The organism is Pseudomonas sp. WS 5411 (assembly GCF_012985595.1).
Lineage (GTDB): Bacteria > Pseudomonadota > Gammaproteobacteria > Pseudomonadales > Pseudomonadaceae > Aquipseudomonas > Aquipseudomonas shahriarae.
On record NZ_JAARMC010000024.1, the window covers coordinates 1 to 24082 of the forward strand.

General features: G+C 54.2%; 20 protein-coding genes and 1 pseudogene. 15 read left to right on the forward strand and 6 right to left on the reverse strand.

Going from position 1 to position 24082, the window contains the following annotated elements; genetic code table 11:
• The first annotated feature begins 305 nt into the window (after positions 1 to 305).
• The gene (gene praB / locus HBR93_RS22730) at positions 306 to 794 is read left to right on the forward strand and encodes an alkane oxidation protein activator PraB (RefSeq protein WP_169961126.1); all 489 of its coding nucleotides are present in this window, start codon (positions 306 to 308) and stop codon (positions 792 to 794) included.
• A 70-nt stretch (positions 795 to 864) separates the two neighbouring features.
• On the opposite strand, the pseudogene HBR93_RS22735 reads toward praB, so the two are convergent.
• The 4 genes and pseudogenes from HBR93_RS22735 to HBR93_RS22750 form a co-directional block, all read right to left on the reverse strand.
• A pseudogene (locus tag HBR93_RS22735) lies at positions 865 to 1176 on the reverse strand (SOS response-associated peptidase family protein); the annotation flags it as partial.
• Positions 1177 to 1205: 29 nt separating this feature from the next.
• Positions 1206 to 2102, reverse strand: coding sequence for an EAL domain-containing protein (locus HBR93_RS22740; protein WP_169961127.1), 897 nt, complete (start codon positions 2100 to 2102; stop codon positions 1206 to 1208).
• Positions 2103 to 2233: 131 nt separating this feature from the next.
• On the reverse strand, positions 2234 to 5365 hold the full coding sequence (locus HBR93_RS22745; RefSeq protein WP_262377363.1) for a transporter substrate-binding domain-containing protein: 3132 nt from the start codon (positions 5363 to 5365) through the stop codon (positions 2234 to 2236).
• 82 nt (positions 5366 to 5447) lie between these two features.
• Positions 5448 to 6074 carry a response regulator transcription factor gene (locus HBR93_RS22750; RefSeq protein WP_169961128.1) on the reverse strand — a complete coding sequence of 209 codons (627 nt, stop codon included), beginning with the start codon at positions 6072 to 6074 and terminating at the stop codon, positions 5448 to 5450.
• A gap of 341 nt (positions 6075 to 6415) precedes the next feature.
• On the opposite strand from HBR93_RS22750, the gene HBR93_RS22755 reads away from it, so the two are divergent.
• The 8 genes from HBR93_RS22755 to HBR93_RS22790 all read left to right on the forward strand — a co-directional run bounded on the left by HBR93_RS22755 (position 6416) and on the right by HBR93_RS22790 (position 14034).
• Positions 6416 to 6823, forward strand: coding sequence for a hypothetical protein (locus HBR93_RS22755; RefSeq protein ID WP_169961129.1), 408 nt, complete (start codon positions 6416 to 6418; stop codon positions 6821 to 6823).
• A gap of 244 nt (positions 6824 to 7067) precedes the next feature.
• The gene (locus HBR93_RS22760) at positions 7068 to 7595 is read left to right on the forward strand and encodes a fimbrial protein (protein ID WP_169961130.1); all 528 of its coding nucleotides are present in this window, start codon (positions 7068 to 7070) and stop codon (positions 7593 to 7595) included.
• A 215-nt stretch (positions 7596 to 7810) separates the two neighbouring features.
• Complete coding sequence (locus tag HBR93_RS22765) at positions 7811 to 10399, forward strand: outer membrane usher protein (RefSeq protein WP_262377364.1); 2589 nt, start codon at positions 7811 to 7813, stop codon at positions 10397 to 10399.
• Positions 10400 to 10506: 107 nt separating this feature from the next.
• On the forward strand, positions 10507 to 11259 hold the full coding sequence (locus HBR93_RS22770) for a fimbria/pilus periplasmic chaperone (RefSeq protein ID WP_169961131.1): 753 nt from the start codon (positions 10507 to 10509) through the stop codon (positions 11257 to 11259).
• Positions 11260 to 11324: 65 nt separating this feature from the next.
• Positions 11325 to 11834, forward strand: a complete 510-nt coding sequence (locus HBR93_RS22775) for a fimbrial protein (RefSeq protein WP_169961132.1) — start codon at positions 11325 to 11327, stop codon at positions 11832 to 11834.
• A 14-nt stretch (positions 11835 to 11848) separates the two neighbouring features.
• Positions 11849 to 12334, forward strand: a complete 486-nt coding sequence (locus HBR93_RS22780) for a fimbrial protein (protein ID WP_169961133.1) — start codon at positions 11849 to 11851, stop codon at positions 12332 to 12334.
• A gap of 41 nt (positions 12335 to 12375) precedes the next feature.
• Positions 12376 to 12858, forward strand: coding sequence for a fimbrial protein (locus tag HBR93_RS22785; RefSeq protein ID WP_262377365.1), 483 nt, complete (start codon positions 12376 to 12378; stop codon positions 12856 to 12858).
• Positions 12859 to 13269: 411 nt separating this feature from the next.
• Entirely contained in the window at positions 13270 to 14034 is a 765-nt protein-coding gene (locus HBR93_RS22790; protein ID WP_169961135.1) for a hypothetical protein, read from the forward strand.
• A 1134-nt stretch (positions 14035 to 15168) separates the two neighbouring features.
• Here the strand turns inward: HBR93_RS22790 and HBR93_RS22795 are convergent.
• Both HBR93_RS22795 and HBR93_RS22800 read right to left on the reverse strand, forming a co-directional pair.
• On the reverse strand, positions 15169 to 16005 hold the full coding sequence (locus HBR93_RS22795) for an MliC family protein (RefSeq protein WP_169961136.1): 837 nt from the start codon (positions 16003 to 16005) through the stop codon (positions 15169 to 15171).
• A 277-nt stretch (positions 16006 to 16282) separates the two neighbouring features.
• Positions 16283 to 16735: a hypothetical protein gene (locus tag HBR93_RS22800; RefSeq protein WP_232545803.1), complete on the reverse strand. Its 453-nt coding sequence runs from the start codon at positions 16733 to 16735 to the stop codon at positions 16283 to 16285.
• A gap of 1153 nt (positions 16736 to 17888) precedes the next feature.
• Here HBR93_RS22800 and HBR93_RS22805 point away from each other — a divergent pair.
• The 6 genes from HBR93_RS22805 to HBR93_RS22830 all read left to right on the forward strand — a co-directional run bounded on the left by HBR93_RS22805 (position 17889) and on the right by HBR93_RS22830 (position 24062).
• Positions 17889 to 19028: a transporter substrate-binding protein gene (locus tag HBR93_RS22805; protein ID WP_057959802.1), complete on the forward strand. Its 1140-nt coding sequence runs from the start codon at positions 17889 to 17891 to the stop codon at positions 19026 to 19028.
• The gene (locus HBR93_RS22810; protein ID WP_057959801.1) at positions 19025 to 19618 is read left to right on the forward strand and encodes an ANTAR domain-containing protein; all 594 of its coding nucleotides are present in this window, start codon (positions 19025 to 19027) and stop codon (positions 19616 to 19618) included. The genes HBR93_RS22805 and HBR93_RS22810 overlap by 4 nt, the downstream gene beginning before the upstream one ends.
• Positions 19615 to 20463: an ABC transporter permease gene (locus HBR93_RS22815; protein WP_120732765.1), complete on the forward strand. Its 849-nt coding sequence runs from the start codon at positions 19615 to 19617 to the stop codon at positions 20461 to 20463. Before HBR93_RS22810 ends, HBR93_RS22815 begins: the two co-directional genes overlap by 4 nt.
• Positions 20464 to 21390 carry an ABC transporter permease gene (locus HBR93_RS22820; RefSeq protein ID WP_169961137.1) on the forward strand — a complete coding sequence of 309 codons (927 nt, stop codon included), beginning with the start codon at positions 20464 to 20466 and terminating at the stop codon, positions 21388 to 21390.
• 29 nt (positions 21391 to 21419) lie between these two features.
• On the forward strand, positions 21420 to 23039 hold the full coding sequence (locus HBR93_RS22825; RefSeq protein WP_169961138.1) for an ABC transporter substrate-binding protein: 1620 nt from the start codon (positions 21420 to 21422) through the stop codon (positions 23037 to 23039).
• Positions 23040 to 23114: 75 nt separating this feature from the next.
• Positions 23115 to 24062: an acetamidase/formamidase family protein gene (locus HBR93_RS22830; RefSeq protein WP_169961139.1), complete on the forward strand. Its 948-nt coding sequence runs from the start codon at positions 23115 to 23117 to the stop codon at positions 24060 to 24062.
• Positions 24063 to 24082: the final 20 nt, after the last annotated feature.

Genomic DNA, 24082 nt, shown 5'->3' on the forward strand with positions numbered 1-24082 from the left:
TCTTTTCGGTCACTTGATTGACCGCTTGGATTTTGAATTCTTCGGGATAACGTGGGTTGCTCATGGCACCTCCTGATTGGCCTCAGTTTAAGGCATGGAGGTGTCTACGAAACCCGGGGCGATTCATCGGACCCTTCTCTCGGTAATCGCTTTTGCCCTAAACGAGCTTCATAAAATTGGCGTGAAAGACGCCAACGAATACAACGAAGCGCTTGCCAAAATCGGTAAGGACCGCTCTGGACTGACGGCAACAGAGACGGCTTGCTGCCCGGCGAAATGATTCGCCATACATGTGAGGAAAAACAATGAAAAGCTTTAAACCCCTCGTTTGTGCAACTTCTTTCGCGCTATGTTCTGTAGTCGCTTCGATGGCCAGCGCAGTGACGATCAGTCCGGAAGGGCCCTTCACCACCGACCCCGGCTCTATTGTCGTTAAATCACCTTCCTCCTTTGGTGCTGCGGTAACTTGTGGCATTACCTTCACTGGCAGAGTTATCGGTGGCGTGGCCATGATCTACACCGTAAACACTACCGGGAGCGGCCTGTGTTTCATGCAGCCTGTTGTCATCGTCTCTCCATGGGTACTGACTGCTGAGTCTCTTACCACCGGGACTATGACCAATGTCATCTATAAGATCCCATTCGTCCCGACCACCAACTGCGGTCCAACCACCATCCAGTTAAGCTGGGATCCTGCTACCAAAGCCCTCAGCAGTGCGAACCAGTCGCTGAGCGGCAACTGCACTGTGGTTTCCCTGAGGGTGGGCGCACCGACGCTGACAGTTAATCCGTAGCTGCAGACTTTGGGAAGGTTAGTCACCAGTTGAGCGCGGGCGTCTCGAAAGAGACACCCGTCCTAGCGTTTTAGTTGATCTGCCAACCGATTGGTCGGATCAGCTCTGGCCCCTTGTTCCTAACGTTGCCCACAGCTGTGTCGATCTTAAACCATTCGAAAGCCTCGGCCGGTTCGCCCTGGTGCAACACCATCTGCTCGGCACGCTCCTTGGGCGTGGCCGGGTCCAGACATTCCCTGGCCAGCTCAGGCGTTAGCACCACGTGCCGCCGGTCGTGAACGTCCACCATACAGCCGGCGCTCTCGGCGGTCATGGTCACGAAGTGATCACGCACTCCTGGAGCCAATACCACTGGCATACTATCCCGTCGGTAGATCAGATAGTCGAAAAGTGTTTTACCGGTTTAGTGCTTCAATTTGCTGAAGATGCCTGAGAATATGGGTATGGGTTTTGTATCCACCCTTCAAACACATCGACCTCCATCGGCCTAGCACACAGAAAGCCCTGACCAATTCGCGCCCCCATCTCACAAAGGTGATCGTGCTGCGCTACGGTTTCAATACCCTCGACTACCAGTTGCATGCCTAGGTCTGTGGCCAGCGCCAGAGTATTGCGAATGACTACACGGTAGTGGCTGGGCCCGCCAATAAATCGGGTGAACTCTGCGGCCAGTTTGATTTCGCTAAACGGTGCCTGGCATAGACGTAAGAGTGACGAATAGCCTGTGCCGAAGTCATCAATCGATAGGCAAATGCCCAACAGGCGCAGACGATTTAGCTGCTCCACACTGGTAGAGCAGACAACGCCAGGACCGTCCTCAGTGATTTCCAAGGTGAGCGAAGAAAGTGGCAAAGGGTGCTGGTGCAGGCGAGTCTCCAAGCGATCAATGAGTGTATCGTTCATTAATTGACTAAGGGACAGATTGAATGCCATCCCTATGAGTCTGCCTTGGTCGTGAAGTTTGATCTGATAGGTAAGACTCTGTTCCAGAAGTTCGAAAAATAGCGTGTCGAGCCATTTTTCACGTGCCATCACCGAGATGAAGGTTGCTGGGCTCAGCACACCGTAAAGCGGGTGATGCCAGCGAGCTAACACCTCAGTCGAGTTGACTTGGCCAGTGCGTAAATCGAATTTGGGTTGCACGTACGCAACGAACTCTCGTCGCCGTAGACCCAATTGCACATCATCGGCACTGGGTAGTTTGGCTAATGTCTTCGATACACTTAAATTGTTCGACTGCCCTGGCTGAGCCTGCTGTCGTTGGTATGTGGCGCTCGATATGAGAGCGAGCGAGGAGCTTTTGGGCATTGGGGTGGCCTGAATTTAGATGCCCCAAAGCCTACGTGAACTCACCCTGGTGACCTGAGAGGCTAGTCTGGGTTTAAGCCGAGATTTGTCTGGAGTGGCGTGCAGATATTCCTTGCTTGGCGTTCGGGTAATTAGTTCGGGCGCAGTGACTCATTGATTGTCTCCAATGACTGAATCAGATCTGCGACGCTTTGACGTATATCGACGGACATAATTCCCTCCGCGCACAATTCTTCGACCTCGACGCATTGCTCCAGAAAGCCTGAGTGGTTCAGCAGGTACGCAGTCCCTTTGAGCTTGTGCGCTACGCGCTCCATTTCATTCAGGTCTTCTTTCTTCAATGACTGTTGCAAGATTATGCGTTCGCTATCATTGCTTTCGATCACTTGTTCGACCATAGACGCGTGGATAGAGCTCATTAACGACGGAGAGTTATTGAGTTTCTGCTGATCTGCCTCAAGCTTGGGAATCCAGCGGTTAAGGTCGGGCAGTGTGATCGGCTTGGTCAGCGCATAGTCCGTGCCGGAGGCCAGGCAGCGCTCAATCGCTTCGCGTTGGGCGTCGGCAGTCAGTCCAATGATGATGCACGGGCGACAGCCTCGGGATTGCTCCAACCGTCGGATGCTTTGGGTCATTTCGAGACCAGTCATCTGCGGCATGTTGACGTCGGTGAGCACAATGTCGATTTCATTCTCTTGCCACATTGCCAGGCCTTCCAGGCCATTGCTGGCGGTAACCACGTTATGACCCAGGTAGGAGAGTTGCTGGTACAAGAGGTATTGGCTCGGTAGGTGGTCTTCGACAATCAGAACAGTCAACGCCGCATCCCCGCACTTATCCGTAGTCGATCCAGAAATAGTGGGCGCTATGTGGCTCTCAGCTCTGACGCAATCAAGGACTATGCTGAATGTCATCCGAGTGCCGGACTTCGTATCACTCTCGACCTCGAGATGCCCACCCATAAAGTTGCTCAGCTCCTTACAAATCGCCAGGCCCAGGCCGGCTCCAGCATTGGGATCACCGATCGCATCACTCGTGATATAGAACGGTTTAAATATCTGATCAATCTTTGCTGCGGGAATTCCTACTCCGGTATCGCTGACGCAGATGAGAACCTGTAGAGATATCTTGTTCACTGGTGTTACTTGGCAACGAATATTTACGCCGCCCTGCTCAGTGAATTTGATCGCATTGCTCATGAGATTGGAGATGATTTGTTTGACCTTCAACGCATCAACCCAAACCAGTTCAGTGGCCAATGGAGCTATATCCAGGTGCAGGTGCAAGCCCTTCTGTCGAGCCAAACCGGAAAATACATTGGTTGTCGTTTCCAGTAGATCCCTGATGCGGGTTGGTTCAGGCGATAGGGTCAGCTTTCCTGACTCTATGCGCGATATGTCTAGGATGGCGCCGATCAACGCTAGCAGATGGGTAGACGATTCGTAGGCGATGTGCAGGGACTGAGCGTTGAGCTCGGCGTTATCCTTGCGAATGAGCGCCAATTCCAACATACCGATGATGGCGTTGAGAGGAGTGCGGATCTCGTGGCTCATAGTTGCCAGGAACACAGATTTGCTCCGGCTTGCCTTTTCGGCGGACTCCTTGGCAATCTGCAGCTCGTCTAACAGTAATTGTCGTTGTTCAAGGTCCCGGCGTTTAGCCGCTATGCGGCGACGTTGAACAACTATCAGCAGGCTGGTCACCAGAAGCAGGGCGCCCAAAACCTCGAAGGATCGCCAGATATAGGAGGCGATACCCTCCCAGTATTTGTCATCGGTTGCAGAGTTGGCACGCCAGCGACCAATGATTTGTAGATTCTTCCGCGGAGGGATTTCAATCATTGCCTTGTTGAAGATCGATATCAGCTCCGGTTGGTTTCCAGGGGCGGCGAAGACGATCTTCGCATCCTCAACATTGAGGATGCCGCCGATTTTCAGGCTGGATTCGTATTTGTAGGAGAGGTAGTAGCGCGCTACGTTGGCCGGCGCGAGAACAAAGTCGGCTGTACCCTCACGGACAAGTTTGAATGCCTCGCCCATGGTTTCAGTGTTCTCGATCCGCACATGGGGATATTGCCGGGCAAGCATTGCACTATGCATATAGCCTTTTGCAACTGCGACGGATGCAGTGCTATCTGCCTCAAGGGGCACCTGATTGTTTTGCCGCATAACGAAAAGGTAGGGTGCGACGGCCATAGCCCGGGTAAGCAGATAAGGCGCTGAAGCCTTACTGGCCGCTGTCAGAATACCAATGTTTGCGTTACCGTTGTCCAGCAAGGCGCTGACTTCGCTCAGCGATCGGACGCGGATAATATTGAGGTGGATGTCAGTCTTGCGCCGAATAATGCCCAGGAGATCTGAGGCAATACCATTCAAGCGACCATTGCTGTTGAAAAAAGCGTAAGGAGCAAGATCCTCACTGATCGCCAGGTTGACTACCCCGGTGTTGTTTATCCAGGTACGTTCAGCGTTGGTGAGGTGGACGCGAAAATCACTATAATCACCACTCTCAAAGTCGCCCCAGAAATACTGGGCCTCGGTCATTTGGCGGGGCGTGATGCTGCCCAATCCACGCTCGAGAAGGCCGGCTAGCGATGGGTTGTTTGCGGCAATGGCAAAAGCAATGTTGACCTTTGGCAGGCGTGTGCTTTGGTTGATTTCAAACTGAACACTAAATAGCTGGCTGGATAGGTAGTAGGTAGAGAGGGTGTCGCCCAGGTATGCGTCATTATCGCCAGTTAACACCGAGGCCATCGCGGCAAGAGGGGTAGCATACATGTTAAAAGTCCCTTGGCTGCCGTTGGCCTTGTACAACGAGAGAGCAGCCCTGCTGGCTACGGCGATGCGCAGATGGGGATCATTGATGCTGTATTCGTGGAGATCTCCTGCGTCAGCGAAGAGGGCAAGCTCCGACTGTCCGTAAGGTGGCGTCAGTTGTACACCGAAATCGCTGGCCTCTTGGGGGGTGGCGTTGGCTACTAGATCTACCTGCCGTTGGCGCAGGGCTTCAAAGGCGGCGGCGGACGTAGCGAACGGACGCACCTTTATCTCGATCGCAAGCTCTTGCTGCAAAGCTGCCAAGTAATCGGCTGTGAGTCCTTCAAAGCTCCCATGCTCACTAAAGATGCGGTACGGTGGTAGGGAGTCGCTGGTCACGCCGACTATCAACGTTTGCTTTTGCCCAAGCCAGGCCCGCTCGACATCGTTGGGCCGAACTTTCACACCATCGAGCTGTTGTCGTGCGATGGGCCGCAGATCGCCCATCTCAGCCCCAGCCGGCAGGCAACACAATACCGCGAGGTAGGCGAGGACACTGAGTCGGGAGATTGTCGATTTCAATTCAATGTCAAATGAGGTTGCGTTGCTTGGCGATGTCGGCCAGTTCGACCAATGAGGTCACGCTGAGCTTAGTCATAAGGTTGACCTTGTGGCCACTGACTGTTTTGCTGCTGAGGCTAAGCTTAGCTGCGATATCACGATTGGAGTACCCTTCAGCCAGCAACTTTAGAACCTGCATCTCGCGATCAGTAAGATTCTGCAAATCACCTCCCGCCCCTTCTTGGACTGCGCCAGAGTAAATCGGCATGGCGCTTTTTGGAAACAACACGTAACCATCCGCGATGGTTTTGATCGCCTTGATCAGCTGGGTAATGGGTTCGAGCTTGCTCACAAAGCCACTCGCCCCAGCGTGAAAGCAACGTGTGGCATAGGTGTCCTTCGTCTGAGACGTGAATACGAGCACCCGGGTATCGAGCTTTTCACGGGAGATTCGCTGCAATACTGTGAGCCCGTCTATTTTTTCAAGGCCTATATCCAGAATCACAATGTCTGGCTGGAGGGCCTTGATCATTTGTAAGGCATCAACACCATCGGCTGTCTCGCCTACAGTCTCGTAACCGATCTCGTCTAGAGCGCTGCGGATTGCCGAGCAGATCAACGGATGATCATCGACGATCAATACTTTTTTACTCATTAGTCTTGGCTCGCATTTAGGCATGGGTCTGGAAGACAGCTATAGCCACATCCCTATGGCCGCAGCCTAAACAAGGCTGGGCTGAGGTTTTGTTTTTTCTGGGCGGCCGTCCCGGGCCTCTTTCTGGTTTAGTAGTCATTATTGCAGGAGGTAGACCTGCTGGAGCCAAGATCTATGCCGGTCGCGAGCGAGAATGTTCTCGCATAATGGCAAGGCTTTTCTCTCAAGAGGATGTCTGGCTTTTTGTGAAAATCAAGACCAATCTACAAAATAATAAGAAAAATCTCGTATGACGATTAAGCAGTGAGCGCTAACTTTCTCGCTTTTACTAGGAGCACGGCGTGCGTAAGGGTAGAAGCCACGTAGTGGTGCTGAGCAAAAGTTCCGGTTCGCTTTTTGGTTATGCGGGAGCTCTCAACGAGCTGGGGTATTTCTCGGTTAGGTTGTGCGCCCGAATCCAGGAGGTAGCGGACCTTCTGGCGACAGGGGCGTGCTTCGAGTACCTGGTCTACGATGGGTTTGACCTCGGAAAAGATGCTGACCACTTACAGATGCTTGTTAAGCACAATGCGATCGTTTCAATCATTGCAGTTGCTGATGTGAACTCTCAGCAGCGTAAAAAAATGATCTTATGGGCGAAAGCTCATCGTGTACCGCTGCGGGGCGTTCTGCAGACACCACTTCGTTCAAGCGAGCTGCATGAGTTAATACTTTTAAATTCCCTCAATACAGAATGCTCGGTGCTTTAATAGCTACTAGGGGCAGACGCTCTCTACACCAAACAAGAAATTTCTTGCCTCTCTTCAAGAGTCTCCTTGGTTGCTTCTAAGTGTCTCGGCCCTATAATAAAATCAGCTCAACGATATAGATATATCTGAGCTCGACCGCTTGCCATTGATTACCTCTATTGTGGGGTTGGCATCTATTTGTGAGTCTTTTAATAGGTGTGTGGTCGAAACTTTTGATTTGTTATAAATAAGGATAACAGTTCGTATGAAGTTTAATAAGCTCGTTCTGGCGGCCGCAGTATTGCTCGGTACTATTACCAGTGTGCAGGCTGCAGATGAAGGCAACGGCGTAGTCCGTTTTACCGGTTCTATTATTGATGCGCCATGTTCTATTGATCCGAACTCTGCTGACCAGGCAATCGAGTTGGGTGCTGTCTCTAGCGTGGCACTGGTAGATGGTGGTAATTCCGTTCCAAAACCTTTTGAAATTCGCCTCGAAAACTGCAGCATTGATGTCGCTAAAACTGTAAAAACGACCTTTAACGGTGCGGCAGGTGAAGGTGGTTTGCTCGGTATTACCGGTGATGCCAGCGGTGCTGGCATTGCGCTGACCGATGGTAATGGTGCTTCGATCGCACTTGGTACTGCCAGCGCTGGTCAATTGCTCAGTGTCGGGGCATCCGAAGCCATTCTTTCGTTCAGTGCTTACCTGAAAGGTAATGGTGGCGCGGCAGATACGATCGTGCCGGGTGAATTCAGCAGTGTAGCCAACTTCATGTTGACCTACAACTAATACCGGCTTTGCTATGCATGTGGGTGTATCCCACATGCATTACGTTATGAATAATAACTTGACCAGCTATACGGATTGGCAGGGGAGCGACGGTTGAATGGCTCTCGGCATTTACTCGGCAATCAACAGAAGTTGCGATTAAAGGCGTTTAATTAAGTCCGGTGCTTTTTCGTAGGTGATGAGTGGGTGAAAGTCATGTCTTGCTAGTAGTTGGCATGTTCCGTGGTGTGAATATAAATGATATGGACTCTTCAGTCGTGAGTGTGCCGAAATGGGCACTTGTACCTTTTCGTTCGCGCGTATTGGGCGTTTCCATAACTTGTGCACTCAGCGGCGCTGGGTATCACGCCAGCGCGCAGGAAGTAGAATTCAATATTGATGTTATAGATATTAAAGATCGTGAAAATATTGATTTGAGCCAATTTTCCAGTGGCGCATACATCATGCCGGGCGATTATACGATGCTTGTGCGAATTAACAGGCAGGCGCTGCCTGAGCAGTCGGTGGTTTTTTATCCATCAGAACGGGATGCCAAGGAGAGTGTGGTCTGCCTCGGTCCGGCTTTGGTCGATCAGATCGGTTTAAAACCGAACATCAGCAAAAAACTCACATGGTGGCACCAGGGGCAATGCCTGTTATTGGATAGTCTGCCAGGTGCAGTCGCACGTGCAGAGCTAGGCACTTCCAGCCTGATGGTGAGCGTACCGCAGGCCTATCTGGAATACGCTGCAGACACTTGGGATCCACCGTCGCGATGGGAGGAAGGTATCCCCGGGGTGTTCGTTGACTATTACATGAACGGACAAAACCAGCGGCAGGAACATGGCGGTGGGGCCTCTTACAACCTGAGCGGCAACGGCACAGTGGGGGGCAACATGGGTGCCTGGCGGCTGCGTGCCGACTGGCAAGCGCGGCTGGAACATCGGAGCAATGGTCAGGGAGCAGGCAATAGTTGGGACTGGAGCCGTTACTACGCCTACAGGGCAATACCGTCCCTAGGGGCCCAATTTTCCCTGGGTGAGAACTTCTTGTATTCGGACATCTTTGACAGTTTTCGCTTTACCGGCGTCAGCCTCGTCACTGATGACAGTATGCTGCCGCCTAACCTGCGGGGTTATGCCCCAGAAGTTGCTGGCGTGGCGCGAACCAATGCCAAAGTGGTGATCAGCCAGCAAGGTCGGGTGCTGTATGAAACCCAGGTCGCCTCAGGGCCTTTCCGCATTCAAGACATCTATGATGCAGTATCCGGACAATTGGATGTGCGGGTAGAAGAACAAGATGGCGGCGTGCAGTCGTTCACTGTCGAAACTGCCAGCGTTCCCTACCTGACAAGGCCGGGGTCTGTACGTTACAAGGTTAGCAGCGGTCGTCCCTCGGACTTTAGCCATAATACTGAAGGGCCAATGTTCATCACCGGTGAGGCTTCGTGGGGGGTGAGCAACGGCTGGTCCCTTTACGGCGGCGGTGTTGAAGGTGGTGATTACAAAGCCCTTGCCCTAGGGGTAGGGCGTGATCTGATGACGTTTGGGGCATTGTCATTTGACATTACCCAGTCGCGGGTCCGCCTGCCTCAAACGGACAAAAACACTCTGAGCGGTAACTCTTACCGACTGCGCTATTCAAAAAACTTTGACGCGTACGACAGTCAGGTGACGTTTGCGGGCTATCGCTTCTCCGAGAAAGACTACATGTCGATGAGTGATTATTTGGATGCCCGTAATTTCGGCACACGTAACGAAAACAGCAAAGAGTTATACCGCGTCAGTTTCAGGCAGAACTTCAGCGACAGCGGGTTGAGCACCTACCTCAACTACGACCACCAGACCTACTGGGACACGAAAGCCAGCGACCGATACACATTTACCCTATCCAAGAGCTTCAACGTCGGTCAGTTCAGGGCGGTAAGCCTGTCGCTTACGGCGTACCGCAATAAGTACAACGGCTCCAATGATGACGGCATGTATCTTTCGCTCTCAATGCCACTTGGTGGCGGTAGCAGTTCTGTCAGCTACAGCGGCAGCTTCGATCGTGATGCAAACAGTCATCAGGTGGGCTACTACGATCGTCTCGAAAATGGCGACAGTTATCAGCTCAATGGTGGCAAAAACAGTGACGGAGCCACCGCCAGTGCTTTCTACACCCATGACGGAACCCTAGCCCGGGTCAATGCCAATACCAGCTACCAAGAGGGGCGTTATTCCTCAGTCGGTATGTCGCTGCAGGGCGGGGCGACCGCCACCGCGAAGGGGGCGGCGATGCACCGCTCGAACATGATCGGTGGTACCCGAGTCCTGGTCGATACCGATGGTGTAGGGGACATCCCAATCTCTGGATATGGCAAAGCCATTCGCACTAACCGATTTGGCAAAGCGGTAGTCACCGACGTGAACAGTTATCACCGAAATCAGCTGAGCATTGACGTTAACAAGTTGCCGGAAAACGCCGACGTGGGGCGCTCGGTGACGCAGGCCACTCTGACCGAAGGCGCTATTGGATACCGGCGGTTTGAAGTAGTGGCCGGAGAGAAGGCGATGGTGGTGATCAAGCTTGTCGACGGTTCAGCCGCACCCTTTGGTGCCACGGTGAAAAACAACAAAGATCAGGATGTGGGCATCGTCAGCGACGAAGGCAGCGTCTACCTCAGTGGTATCAACCCTGGCGGGGAAATGAGTGTGCATTGGAATGGCCGGGCGCAGTGTGCACTGCAAATTCCAGAGCAGATATCCGAGGTCGATATGGCAGAACTGGTATTGGCATGCGCACGTCTACCCGCCAACGATTCGCCAAAAAAAGCGTCAGGTTGACCCGAACGGCAAAGACGCCAGTAGCCCATGTGGCAGGCCAGTGTGAAGCTCTCTTCAGAGGTCTGCCTTTGAAATTTATACAGATACAAAACGGTGAGTAACAAAAGATGAACATTCAGAGTAATCCTCTTTTTCGCGTGGCTGGCGGGTTCTTGTTAAGCGTGTTGGGCCTGCAACAGGTGCAGGCGGCCGTAGCGCTGGACCGTACCCGGGCGGTATTTAACGGAGGTGAAAAGTCCATCAGCCTCAGTATCAGCAACGAAAACAAGACTCTGCCTTACTTGGCGCAAGGCTGGGTGGAAGATGAGCAGGGTAATAAGATTACCAGCCCTTTGACTGTTCTCCCCCCCCTGCAGCGGCTAGAGCCAGGGGCCAAAAGCCAGATCAAGGTACAGGCACTGCCTGCCGCCAATTTGTTAGTACAGGACCGCGAGACGCTGTTCTATTTCAATCTGCGTGAAATCCCGCCAAAGAGCGAAAAACCCAATAGCTTGCAACTGGCACTGCAGACGCGCATCAAGCTGTTTTATCGGCCAAAAGCACTGGGCGCAACCATGGGCATGGTGCCCTGGGAGGAACAACTGACACTAAGCAAGCAGGGCAACAAATATCAAGTGAATAACCCAACGCCGTATTACGTGACGATAGTGGACGCGGGCAACAAACCCGGCAACTCCGGCGCGGAGGGGTTTGAGCCGATTATGGTGGCGCCAAGGGGGAAGGAAATGCTGAATCTGAGTGTTTCCGCGTTGGGCCCGACGCCCGTGCTGACTTATGTCAATGACTACGGTGGTCGCCCCCAACTGCAATTCACTTGCAGCGGTAACGACTGCAAGGCCAAGCCCGTCAAGCCAAATTGATCGTCGGTGTAGTGGTGTCATGACGTAATGAAGGAGCCAAACACACTATGAGTAACGGGAGCAGTATGGCCACCGAAACATCACGCCGGCTTGCGCGTTGTGCACTGTGCGTTGCTCTGGCCGTATTGGGAGCTACCGCTAAACCAGTCATGGCGACCTCATCGAGCACAATCAATGTGACGGTGATCCTCAATGCTGAGCCGTGCAAGGTTAACAACAATAATATTATTGAAGTTAACTTCGGCGACGACGTGCAGACCAAACTCGTAGATGGCAGCTATAAAAAAATGCAGGTGCCGTACACAGTCGATTGCCCGGTGGGTGCACCCAACGCGATGAGTATTCGGGTAGATGGCACGGGGGCGGCGTTTAACCCTGACGTATTGATGACCAATGTTAGCAATTTTGGCATTGCTCTATTGGCTGATGAAAACGCGCTACCGATCAACAGGTCCAAGGACTTCACTTACCCGTACATGCCACGACTATATGCAGTGCCAGTCAAACGTCCTGGCGCCACTCTTACTGGCGGGGCCTTTTCTGCAGGGGCGATCATCAGGGTGGAGTACCGGTGAACAGGTATAACGTAATGAAGCTTTATGCAGGCACTCTGCTGTTACTGGTCAGTGGCATCGAAAGCGCGTCAGGCTGGGAGTCAGATAACCTGAGATTTCGCGGCACCCTGATTGAGCCACCGCCGTGCACCATCAACAGTGGAGGTCAGGTGGATGTGAATTTTGGTAACCGGGTGGGTGTGAAAAAGGTAGATGGAGTGAACTATCAGCAAGTGATGAATTATCAAATCACCTGCGACCCAAGCTCCAATGCTTGGGACATGACGCTGGAAATCATTGGTACCCCGGCGGATTACGATATCGCGGCAGTGACCAGTGACGTCACTGACTTGGCGATCCAGATCAAACAAAACGGCGTGCCTTTTGAATTGAACAAGCCCATTCCGATTAGGCTAACAAGCCCGCCTTTTCTTTCGGCAGTGCCGGTCAAACGTGCCGGAGCAACGCTGATAGAAGGGCCGTTTGAGGCTACTGCGACCCTGCGGGCGGTATACCAATGAACCCATGTAAGAGGTACCTGCATGCGCTGCCGCTGGCGTTGATGCTGAGCCAGGCGGCACAGGCCGAGAATGTTCGGCTACATGGCGCCTTGGTGGCAGAACCTTGTGTGATTGCGCCAGGGGGCGAGAGCGTGACATTGGACTTTGGCACGCTGATAGATAAGGACCTGTATACCAACCAGCGTACCCGCAGTCAGCCGTTTGATATTCGCCTGATGGAGTGCGATGTGAGCCTTGGTAAAACAGTCAAGGTGACCTTCAGCGGTATTGAAAACCCGCATCTGGCCGGGTTGCTGGCGATTGACGGTGGCAGTCAGGCTAAAGGGATTGCTATCGGCATGGAAACCGTGGGTGGCCAGAAACTACCGCTGAATAAGCCTGGCGAAGCCGTCCGGCTGGTTAACGGAAGCAACTCCATAGCGATGCTGGCCTTTGTGCAGGGCGAGCCGGTGGCAATAGCCAACAAGACCATTGAGCGCGGGCCGTTCAGCGCCATCGCCACCTTTAGACTGGACTATGAGTAAGGCTGAGAGTGACTGGTTGGCGGCGTATGTCTGGTTGGGAAAATGACGCCGACACGCACCTCCAAATGCGGAGATGTGGCACCTGAGGTTCACACAATATTCGCAGTTATTACTGCAGTTTTCGCAAGGAGCATTTGCTGACTCTAATACTTCAGCACCGTGATAAACCGACTTTATCGCACGCGTTGACAAATGCGACGCTGCGTAAAATAACCGCACGAGATTTTTTAATCTGGCTCGTGCACAACCGCTGCGACTTTACGAGCAAGCTCCACGAAGGGGACTGGCGGCAACAGGGTTGATCCGCCTAGTTGTTGCTGGTCAAGCATTGGCGCCGCTGGCCGCAGCGTAACTTCATCTGGGCTGAACCGATAAGCGCCAGTTACCTCCAAAAGAACGACAGGAACCCCCATGCAGATGCCGCAATACACCCTGTACTTGCTTCTAGGCGCGCTGGCTTGGATGCCTTGCTTCGCCTCTACTCTGGCCTTACAACCGGCTGGTACAACAGCAGACGGTCGAAACCGATATCTCATAACTTCCGTATCTGCTACGAACGCCCGCGTTAATGGTTTTATGCAAATGACGCATGGCATTCTTTGGATCAAAGATTTAGATGGCGTCATGTCTCAGTGCGGGACTGACCAAACAGGGAGGCACTACCCGGAATGCACGGCTACTGTATGGTACCAGCCGGTTACCTGCGGTAACGCTGCGCAAGCGATTTCGATGTTCGGCCGCCTTGTAGGGAACATAATTTACTATGATGGAAACGGGGTGGCAAAGTGGCAATTCCACTGTGCCTCGCAGCAGGGTAATGGCTGGGCGATTGAGGGGCAGGTGAGCACTGCTCCGAAACCCCCACCTGTGTCGTGCACAAGCCCCTCAACCGAAATAATGATGCAGGGGCGCATTGGGTCACGGGTGGCCGATACGGCCAATGTTTACATCCACTGTGATTCAAAAGCTTCTCTCAAATTATCCATCTCTAATGGAGGGCGAGTTCAGTTGAGTGGAAGTGGGGAGGTTCAACTGAAATTTCCATTGACGGGAGAGGCCGTTCTAAATGTAACCGGAACCGACCCAATTGTGCGTATTGATGGCGAATTGACTAAATCGCCAACCACCGCAGGAACTTACCGGGGCTCTACCGTGCTACGTATCGACGTATTGTAAATATATCGATCGCAACGGGAACCGCTTCTGTCGATCCCGCCCTAAAGACCCCCATGTCAATGAGGGTCCAGGTCTTGCTCTCCTTCACTTATGGGCACGCTGAGACGATGGCCCAAACAATCGCTGAGGCGAAGCGTTCGGCGATTGTCGGAGTTTCACTTAGACGCGCTTCCGAATTAGTATCGACAGAAATGGCGCGCGAAGCAGTATTGAAAAAATGGAGCTTCGACTGAGCAGCGCGCCGCACAAGCTGCGGCGACCGAAAGCTGGCTGTTGAGTATCCCTTCGGGCTGCTCAAACAAGTGATGGAAGGCGGGTCTTACATAAGCTCAACTGCGTGATCTCGAAGTAGCTCGCCGCACTGCAAGCACATCGCAGGCATCGTGATGTACGACAAATTGCTGCGAAGGACAATGATCATTCCGCAACCACTTCAATCAGGGAACTAAGCAGAGCGGGTGCTGATGGATAGGGTCTCTTGTATTGATAACGATGGTTGTCTGCGTTTGGCGCGAAAGCGCTCATAATCTTTGGATTTTTGGTGGTATGTATTCATTTGGCAGGACGCCAGGGGAGGGGCAAATCAGTTCCCAAATAAAGGAGATAGGGCGCATTCTACGCGGTCTCCAGAGGGGATTTTTTGTGTTGGTTTCGGAAGTAAATACCCCTACAGGCCACAGCCCGCTTACGTTTTCCGGTCGGATTGCAAATCCGCCTACGCCGGTTCGATTCCGACCTCGGTCTCCACTCTTAGAAACCCCGTAGATTAACGTCTACGGGGTTTTTTATTGTCTGCCATTTGGTCATCGCTTCCGCAATTTTTCGGATCGCTTTCGCAACCCTGCCGTCTTTCGAGAAATTTAAGATGCCGTTATCGCTATGCCTCTCCTCGATTGGACATGGGGTTGTGCTCGAGACTAAGGAGGCTAAACATCCACTAACCGCCAAAAACGGACACCAAGGGCGTCTACGAAACCCGGGGCGGTTCAGTCTTCGAACTGGTGCGTAACCGTCACCGCGAGTCCATATGCGTTTTTACACACTCTGGACCGTTTGAATCCGTTCACGAAAGCCGCCTCCGGCCACTTACTAGCCTTCGCCAAAATGCAATTACCCAGCTGACTGGGTCGTTGCTCAAAGCTTTCTTTTGCAATGTAATTCGGGCGCCTCGTATCCCCAAGTGATTATAGTTTCGGTCTGATGTTCCCAAAGTGTTTCATTGCGTCCAAGGTACTTTACGCCACTGCCACTTGGCTGCTGGTACATGAGCGATACGCTGTCGCCACGCTCGGCGATTAATGTCAGCGGATCGGTTTTAAAGAACATGACAGCAACTTCGCTGGCAGGGTTGCCTTTGCATTCGTAATAGACAGGCCCGGTTCCCGGTACCAATCGGTACCGTGCTTGCAACTCGGCGATGCGGCGCTGGTACTCCATGCGCACGCATGCACCGACGTCATCACTCTTCCAGCAGTCGTCGCGACCCTTTATCCATCCACGTTGTTCTGCTTTAAGCTGGGGTGGGTGCTCGTTGCCGGCCTTGATTCTCGCGCTGGCATATACTTCCGACAGATTGCGATCGAGCGCGGATAACACCTTGTCCTCACATATCATCGCTTCGATAGCACCAGGCTTCACCTTGGCGCAATCGTAAGAAGGGCCAAGTGTCACATTGACTATCGACGATTTCCCCGTACTGCCCCCGGTCGCCTGCTTCCCATTGATATGCTGATCAATGTATTGGCACCACTGATCGGAACTTCGTTCAGGGACATCTGCCCCATCGCGAACCCCTAATTTGAATTCGATCACCGATTTCCATTCATCGGAGCCTATATCCGGCCCATGCCCTTGTCCGTCAGTTGTATGCAGTATCTTATCGATCGATTGATACCATGGGTAAGTGCACACCGATTGAGCCTGAGCAACGCCTGCGGCGCCAACCAACAACAAAACCAGATATTTGCTCATGCGTGCTCCCTTTTGATTTAAGCAGTTGCCAGGCACCGACCTAAGCCTGATTCATGCCTCCAACGTTCGGGTAATCATATCCGATTTAGTTGAAGTCCTAGGGCCGTTCTTGGCTGGCATGTCTTGCCGTGAAGGGTCGATAGCAGGCCTTGTAGAGCAGCTGCTTTGGGCCGTTTGCAGTCTCTCGCTAAGGGCAACATTCAGTCGGAAGCTGTTCTCTGCCACGTAGCTTCCGATCACCGACCAACTCAGTTTGTGACGGTGATCGTCGCAATCGTTATTCCTTCTCCAGCTTTGCAATACCTTTCAGCGGGTAGATCACTTCATGGGTATCCAGATTTCGAATCTCGGATTCGATAGTAATGGTCGAGACCTGACGCCCAGGAGGCCCATTGATGTCGTCGCGAGTGGTGAAGTCCACGACATATCGCTGGCCTGCACGGAACTCCACATCGCGCGCACCGAAGCCGCACTTCGCGCCACCGGTACCCAAGGCATTCATCGAGACCCAACACCAGCTCAACGAGTGCTTGCCCGGGGTCAAGCGCAGTGCCTGCTTGCCGGAAACGTCGAGGATCGAGCGCCGCCCGGCGCCCTCTAGCAGTTGGTCGTCCACATGCGTGGCCAGCAACAGTCGATGGAATTTTATTCCCAACCCGCGAAAGCGGGTGGTGGCGAAGTACACCACCGGTGCATTGGCCGTGTTATTGGACAGGTCATATGGCGTCATCAAGTCCGGCACCCAATCGCCTTGGTAATCCTTGTAGTGGTAGTTGGAACAAGCGGTTGTAAGACAGGTAATCAGCAGAACAGCCGGGAGTTTGAGATACGACAGAAATGACGACGAGCACATTATTCTTCCTTGTTTAACGAGTTGATTAGGATAGCGCATCGCAATGCCAGCAAGTACTTGAGCGGATTAGCAAACTCATCGCCCATCAGCTTCGAGCCAGCGAAGGCACAGGCGCACTTTTATGGCAGCCTGCTTTTGGCCGATATTATTGAAAAAGTCGGATGTGGTTTTCACGGCAGAAAAGCACGCGCATGAGATTTAAACCCGGCGTCGCCGCACAGGTATTTTGGCTTGGGCTTTACATAACCGTGTACAAAAAACGTGCTTTTAGCTAGCGGTTTTCTGGTGATTTGGGAAAACAGACGTGTTCAACAGCGTCGGCCTTAGGTCTTCGCGTCAACCTCACTGACTGGATTTAGCACTATCGATTCGTCGACCCGCTCAATGCTCAAAGAATCACCGAGACCGACATTCACTGCTTTGAGGACGTCCGGAGGAACATCGATGATGGCGTCAGCGCTTGCATCTTGAAAGCCCTGTAGATCAACGGTCCACGGGTTTTTTATTACCTAAGAGTTGACGATCGCTTCCGTAACTGGCTTTGCTAACCCTAGCTTGAAGCGTTAATTTTTAGTGTTCTTCGTCTTAGATGGAACCCACACCCGATTGATACAAGGGCGGTTCGCTTCTGCTACGCCGCGCGTACTACATAAGCGTGCCCTTTATTACGTTGCGCTACACCGGCTATTGAGGTTTGTCAGTTTCCAAGGTCGGCGACCTGGGAATTTACGTTACACACCCATTCATAAAGCGGGCAGTGTTCCCGTCAAAAACCTCACATTTGATGTGCACCTCTTAGGTGCAAAATACAGTGCTACGGCTCAGACCGGTGCGCTGGCTGTCATGAGCATTGAGGATAAGGCCGATTTTCAGCAAAAAACCAATTTGGCACACTTTTTCCATAGAGAAATAAACGAGTAAGCCAGGCCCCGGCCTTTAAGTCTTGCCTACATCATGCGCCCAAGCGCCAGGTAATGAAGCCTGATCGACCAGTCCACTGGTCTATCAGGTTTTTTTTTGGAGTGAATAAATGCGCCACACAATCGATGTCGGACTCTTGCTCTCTATCGATGGGACTTACCAGTGCATAGGCCGGAATGCTCTGGCAGGGGCCACACACGCACTGCAGGAAATCAATGCCAATCCCGATTACCCATTTACCTTACAAGTTACCCATATCAATCCGCAGGGCTTCTTGCACAGTTACAGCGAAGGCGCTGTTCAATTGATGCAGGCCGGGGTTCGGCATATTTTTGGTGCGACGACCTCGGCCAGCCGCAAGGAAATCATTCCGGACCTCGAGCAGAACGGGAGCCTGTTGTGGTACGCCTGTCCGTATGAAGGTTTTGAAAGCAGTGAGAACGTCCTTTATCTGGGCGGGTGTCCGAATCAGACGTTGATCCCGTTGTTGCGGTATGCCTTGCAGGCGTTTGGTTCTTGCGCTGCGTTGATCGGTTCGAATTACATCTGGGGTTGGGAAAGTAACCGCGTCGCACGGGAAGTGCTCGATGTCGCAGGCGGCACTGTGCTTCTGGAAAAGTACGTGCATTTGGGCACGACTCGCTTCAGTGAGCTTATCCAGACCCTGATAACTGAAAAACCGGCGTTTGTGCTCAATAATCTAGTCGGTGAGTCCTCCTACGTCTTCTTGCAGCAATTGGACGCGGCGTGTCTTGCCGTCGGCTTGAATCTACCGGTGTTGAGCTGCAACCTGACGGAAGCCGAGCTGCCTGAAGTCGGCGTCATGCGGAGCCTGCGCCTGTTGTCGTGCGGCCCATTTTTTGAGGATGTAGACCGGGCTTTCAGCCAGCAGCAACGCCGCCAACATGGACTGTACCCGTTGTCGCATTTTTACACCGGGATGTACGTCGCCTTGCACTTGTTTGCAAAGGCCTTGGACCAGTGTGGCAGCGACGATCCCGAGCTCATTTGCAACTACCTCTACGAACACCCCCAGCACAGTGTGCTCGGCACGTTAAACATTTCTGCGCACAACAATCACTGCAGCCAGCCTTGCCATATCGCCGAATTGCGCGAAGGGCGCTTTGTCGTACTGCACAGTGAAGCGCAATCGTTGCCAGCCGATCCTTACCTGACTGCCACTGACCTGAGTGAATTCCAACGCCTGCGCACGATTGCGCCAGCGCCCCGCCTGAGGATCGTCAAATGAGCCTGCTCAAACGCCCGGACTTCGAAAGTGGTCGGTTGCTGTTGGTTGACTGCGAACCGCGTACGTTGGCCAGTCTGCAGAAAAGCCTGCAACGCCTGGGCATCACGCCGCAGGCGCTGTTTGAAGACGCGCTGGATTCGCTTGAAGGCTGCTTTGCCGCCGTGGTCGATCTGGAGCACTTCGCCAGTCCCGCCACCCTGCAACGGCTTAATAGCACCGGTGTGCCAATCGTGGCGTTGACGCCCCACGAAACCCTGTCGCAGATCCAGCGCGCCATCGAACTGGGGGCGACCGCCTTGTTGAACAAACCGATTACCCAGGGCTCTGTCTACACCACGCTGATGATGGCGATCAGTTTGCGTGAGCGATTGGACAGTGATGCGCGAACCCTCGAAGCGCTGCGCCAGCGCCTCGATGCGCGACCTCTGCTGGCCCAGGCATTGGCGCGGTTGATGGTTGAGCACAAGATTGACGAGCGCGAGGCTTATGAGCGCCTGCGCAGCCTGTCGATGCACCTTAATCGCAGCCTGGATGACCTGTGTGCGGACATGGCCGCCGATTATCTTCAGCAAGGCGGGGCGTGCCAATGAAAGTGTTGCGCGCCTTGATTCGCCGGCCCGCGGTGGCGTTGTCGTTGTTGTACATCGTCATCGTGGTGCTGTTGGCGCTGTTTGCACCGTGGATGAGCCCTCACGATCCGTCCGAACAATTTGTCGAAGGCCTGTCAATGGAGGGCGCGCCGCTACCGCCAGATATGCCGTATTGGCTGGGCACTGACCTGCTGGGTCGTGACTTGCTGTCGCGCCTGATCTACGGCGCACGTACCTCACTGTTCATCGGCCTGCTTGCCAACGGCCTGGCCGTGCTGATCGGCACCTTGGTGGGCTTGAGCGCAGGTTTTCTGCGGGGCTGGATCGGCAGCACGCTGATGCGCTTTACCGACTTGATGATGGCGTTCCCGGCGCTGCTGTTGGCGATTGCGTTGTCGGCGATTTTCCAACCCAGCGTGTGGATCGTTGCGTTGGTCATCGCCATGGTCAACTGGGTGCAGATTGCCCGGGTGATCTACTCCGAGACCATCGCCTTGAGTGCCCGTGACTTCGTGGCGGTGGAGAGGACCTTGGGCGCGAGCTCGCTGCGCATCCTGTTTTCGCACCTGCTGCCCCATTTGCTGCCGACGATTCTGGTATGGGCGACCCTGGGTATTTCGACCACGGTGCTGCTCGAAGCCACCCTGTCGTACCTGGGAGTGGGGGTCCAGCCGCCAACGCCAAGTTGGGGCAACATCATTTTTGAAAGCCAGACCTATTTCACCTCCGCGCCATGGTTGGTGTTCTTCCCCGGTATCGCGATTGTCCTGCTGTCGCTGGCTTTCAACCTGGTCGGTGATGCCCTGCGCGATGAACTCGATCCTACCCTGCAAGGGAGAAGCTGAATGTTCGCCTTCATCACTCGTCGCATCGGCTATTCGTTGCTGATTTTGCTCGGCGTGACCTTCATCACCTATCTGTTGCTGTTCATGTTGCCTGCCGACCCTGCGCGCCAGATTGCCGGGCGCAGTGCCACACCGGAAGTGGTGGCGGGGATTCGTACGCAGTTGGGCCTGGATTTGCCGTTCTATCGGCAGTACGCCAACTACCTGGGCAACCTGGTGCAAGGTGATCTGGGGCGCTCCTATATCCAGCGCAGCCCGGTGACCGAGTTGATCGGCTCGCGCCTGCGGCCATCGCTTGAGTTGATGGCTGCCGGTATTGGTTTCGAATTGCTGATCGGCATCAGCCTGGGTGTGATCGCGGCGTTGCGGCGCGACAGTTGGGCCGACAAGGCGCTTATGGCGCTCTCGTTCATCGGCGTGTCAGCCCCGCAATTCATCTCTGCGATGCTCTTCCTGTACTTCTTCGCCGTAAAACTGGGCTGGTTTCCACTAGGGGGCTATGGCGGGTTCGAGCATCTGCTGCTGCCGGCGCTGACCCTGGGGATTCTCGGCAGCGGCTGGTACTCGCGCATGGTGCGCTCCTCGATGATCGAGGTGTTGCATCAGGACTTCATTCGCACCGCCCGGGCCAAGGGCCTGAGCCGGGTGCGCGTGGTTCTGCGGCATGTACTCCCCAACGCCATTGTGCCGGTGATCCCGATGATCGGCATCGATATCGGCATCTTCATGGGTGGGCTGGTGGTGGTCGAGTCGGTCTTTGGCTGGCCGGGAATCGGCCAGTTGACGTGGCAAGCCATTCAGCAGGTGGACATTCCGGTGATTGTCGGCGTGACCACGGTTTCAGCGGTCGCCATCGTGCTGGGCAATCTGGTCGCAGACCTGGTGATCCCATGGGTCGATCCGCGCATCGACATCCAAAAACACTAAAAAACACATCATAGGTAAGGGGCTGGAGCATGAATCGCAAAGCATTATCCTTGGCCATCGCGGCTGCATTGTTCGCCGGGAATCTTCTGGCCGATGACTTCGATCCAAACGCAAAAGACGGTGGCGCCGCAGTCATTACCTATCAGAACGACGTGGCCACACTTGACCCCGCCATTGGCTACGACTGGCAGAACTGGTCGATGATCAAAAGCCTGTTCGATAGCCTGATGGACTACAAGCCCGGAACCACGGAGCTGGTCAAGGACCTGGCATCGGACTACACCATCTCCGATGACGGCACGGTCTACACCTTCACCTTGCGTAAAGGCGTGAAGTTCCAGAACGGTCGTGAGCTCAAGGCCAGCGACGTCAAGTACTCCCTGGAGCGCACCGTCAACCCGAAAACCCAGAGCCCGGGCGCCGGCTTCTTCAGCCCGATCGTGGGCTATGACGAAATGAGCACCCAAAAGGCCGAACACTTGTCGGGCATTGAAGTGGTGGACGACTATACCGTCAAGATCACCCTCAAGGAGGCGAGTGCGACGTTCCTGCATGTGATGGCGATCAACTTCTCCTCTGTGGTGCCCAAGGAAGAAGTCGAGAAGTGGGGCGCCGATTTCGGCAAGCATCCGGTCGGTACGGGTGCCTACAGCCTGGAGCAGTGGAAGCTTGGACAACAGATTGTCTTCAAGAAAAACCCCAACTATTTCAAGGCTGGCCTGCCGCACCTGGACAGCATCACCTTTGAAGTGGGCCAGGACCCGATGGTCGCCCTGCTGCGCTTGCAAAAGGGTGAAGTCGACATCGCCGGTGACGGTGTGCCGCCCGCCAAGTTCCTGGAATTCAAGAACGATCCAAAGTTCAAGCACCTGGTGGTGACCGGTGACCAGTTGCAAACCGGCTACCTGACCCTGAAAACCACGATGCCGCCGTTCGACAACCTCAAGGTACGCCAGGCAGTGAACATGGCGATCAGCAAGGATCGTATCGTGCGCATCATCAATGGTCGTGCGGTCCCGGCCAACCAGCCGCTGCCGCCGGCCATGCCGGGCTACGACAAGGACTATAAAGGCTATGCCTACGACGTCGAAGCGGCGAAAAAACTGCTGGCAGACGCCGGTTTCGCCAAGGGCTTTGACACCGAACTGTACGTGATGAACACCGATCCGCAACCGCGTATCGCCCAAGCCATCCAGCAAGACCTGGCCAAGGTCGGTATCCGGGCGCAGATCAAATCCCTGGCACAAGCCAACGTGATTGCAGCCGGCAGTTCCAAGGATCAGGCACCGATGGTGTGGTCAGGTGGCATGGCCTGGATTGCCGACTTCCCGGACCCGTCGAACTTCTACGGGCCGATCCTGGGCTGCGGCGGTGCGATTGACGGCGGCTGGAACTGGGCACTGTATTGCAACAAGACGCTGGATGCACTGGCGGCCAAAGCCGACAGCATGGCCAAGCCGGAGCAACAAGCCGAGCGCATCGCGCGGTGGAAGAAAATCTTCATCGACGTGATGGCTGACGCGCCGTGGGTGCCAATCTTCAACGAGCAGCGCTTCACCGTGCGTTCTGCGCGCATGGGCGGCTCCGATTCGCTGTACGTCGACCCGGTTCACGTGCCGGTCAACTACGACTACATCTACCTCAAGTAACGCGCGGTCGACCTGACGATCAGCCTTTGCCACGCCTGCCAAAAGGTGTGGCCTTCAACGCGGAGACCTTCCCTTATGTGCCAGAACTGCCTGGTCAAGACCATTCATAGTGTCAACAGCCATTTTGGCTGGGACAACCGCTTCGAACCAACCGCACGGGTAACGCCGGGCTCTATGCTTGAATTCTGCTGCCTTGATTCGTCCAACGGGTTCTTTACGCCCAACTCGGTGGTGAGTGACGTGGGCAAGGTACCGTTCGACAAAATCAACCCGGTTACCGGGCCTATTTTCGTCGAAGGGGCTGAACCAGGAGATGTGCTCAAAATTACCCTCGACAGTTTCAAGCCCAGCGGCTTTGGCTGGACGGCGAATATTCCGGGCTTCGGCCTGCTGGCCGACCAGTTCAAGGACCCGGCCCTGGCCCTGTGGCATTACGACAAGGTCAACCTGGCCCCTGCGGCGTTCAGTGATTTTGCCCGTGTGCCGCTCAAACCTTTCGCTGGCACCATCGGCCTGGCCCCAGCGCAGGCGGGGTTACATTCGGTGGTTCCACCACGCCGGGTCGGCGGCAATCTGGACATCCGGGACCTGTCCGCTGGCACCACGTTGTACTTGCCGGTGGAGGTCAGTGGCGCATTGCTGTCGATCGGTGATACCCACGCGGCACAAGGTGATGGAGAGGTGTGTGGCACCGCGATTGAAAGCGCCATGGACGTGGTGGTGAAAATCGACCTGATCAAGGATACCCCGCTGGCAACCCCGCGCTTCAGCACACCTGGCCCGGTCACACGCCACCTCGATTCTGCCGGCTACGAAGCGTTCACCGGGATCGGCCCGGACCTGATGCAAGCGGCGCGTCAAGCCGTGAGCAATACCATCGACTGGCTGTGCCGTGAACACGGTATGCCGGCAGAGCAGGCCTATATGTTGTGTTCGGTATGCGGCGATCTGCGTATCAGTGAAGTTGTCGACCTGCCCAACTGGGTGGTGTCGTTCTACTTCCCGAAAGTCGTGTTTGCCTGATGCGTTTTCATTGCGAGCGG

Bases quoted from the DNA above. Each gene is read 5' to 3' on its own strand.
- praB (WP_169961126.1), top strand. From the start codon at position 306: ATGAAAAGCTTTAAACCCCTCGTTTGTGCAACTTCTTTCGCGCTATGT.
- HBR93_RS22740 (WP_169961127.1), bottom strand. From the start codon at position 2,102: ATGCCCAAAAGCTCCTCGCTCGCTCTCATATCGAGCGCCACATACCAA.
- HBR93_RS22745 (WP_262377363.1), bottom strand. From the start codon at position 5,365: ATGGGCGATCTGCGGCCCATCGCACGACAACAGCTCGATGGTGTGAAA.
- HBR93_RS22750 (WP_169961128.1), bottom strand. From the start codon at position 6,074: ATGAGTAAAAAAGTATTGATCGTCGATGATCATCCGTTGATCTGCTCG.
- HBR93_RS22760 (WP_169961130.1), top strand. From the start codon at position 7,068: ATGAAGTTTAATAAGCTCGTTCTGGCGGCCGCAGTATTGCTCGGTACT.
- HBR93_RS22765 (WP_262377364.1), top strand. From the start codon at position 7,811: ATGTTCCGTGGTGTGAATATAAATGATATGGACTCTTCAGTCGTGAGT.
- HBR93_RS22770 (WP_169961131.1), top strand. From the start codon at position 10,507: ATGAACATTCAGAGTAATCCTCTTTTTCGCGTGGCTGGCGGGTTCTTG.
- HBR93_RS22775 (WP_169961132.1), top strand. From the start codon at position 11,325: ATGGCCACCGAAACATCACGCCGGCTTGCGCGTTGTGCACTGTGCGTT.
- HBR93_RS22780 (WP_169961133.1), top strand. From the start codon at position 11,849: ATGAAGCTTTATGCAGGCACTCTGCTGTTACTGGTCAGTGGCATCGAA.
- HBR93_RS22785 (WP_262377365.1), top strand. From the start codon at position 12,376: ATGCTGAGCCAGGCGGCACAGGCCGAGAATGTTCGGCTACATGGCGCC.
- HBR93_RS22790 (WP_169961135.1), top strand. From the start codon at position 13,270: ATGCAGATGCCGCAATACACCCTGTACTTGCTTCTAGGCGCGCTGGCT.
- HBR93_RS22795 (WP_169961136.1), bottom strand. From the start codon at position 16,005: ATGAGCAAATATCTGGTTTTGTTGTTGGTTGGCGCCGCAGGCGTTGCT.
- HBR93_RS22800 (WP_232545803.1), bottom strand. From the start codon at position 16,735: ATGACGCCATATGACCTGTCCAATAACACGGCCAATGCACCGGTGGTG.
- HBR93_RS22805 (WP_057959802.1), top strand. From the start codon at position 17,889: ATGCGCCACACAATCGATGTCGGACTCTTGCTCTCTATCGATGGGACT.
- HBR93_RS22810 (WP_057959801.1), top strand. From the start codon at position 19,025: ATGAGCCTGCTCAAACGCCCGGACTTCGAAAGTGGTCGGTTGCTGTTG.
- HBR93_RS22815 (WP_120732765.1), top strand. From the start codon at position 19,615: ATGAAAGTGTTGCGCGCCTTGATTCGCCGGCCCGCGGTGGCGTTGTCG.
- HBR93_RS22820 (WP_169961137.1), top strand. From the start codon at position 20,464: ATGTTCGCCTTCATCACTCGTCGCATCGGCTATTCGTTGCTGATTTTG.
- HBR93_RS22825 (WP_169961138.1), top strand. From the start codon at position 21,420: ATGAATCGCAAAGCATTATCCTTGGCCATCGCGGCTGCATTGTTCGCC.
- HBR93_RS22830 (WP_169961139.1), top strand. From the start codon at position 23,115: ATGTGCCAGAACTGCCTGGTCAAGACCATTCATAGTGTCAACAGCCAT.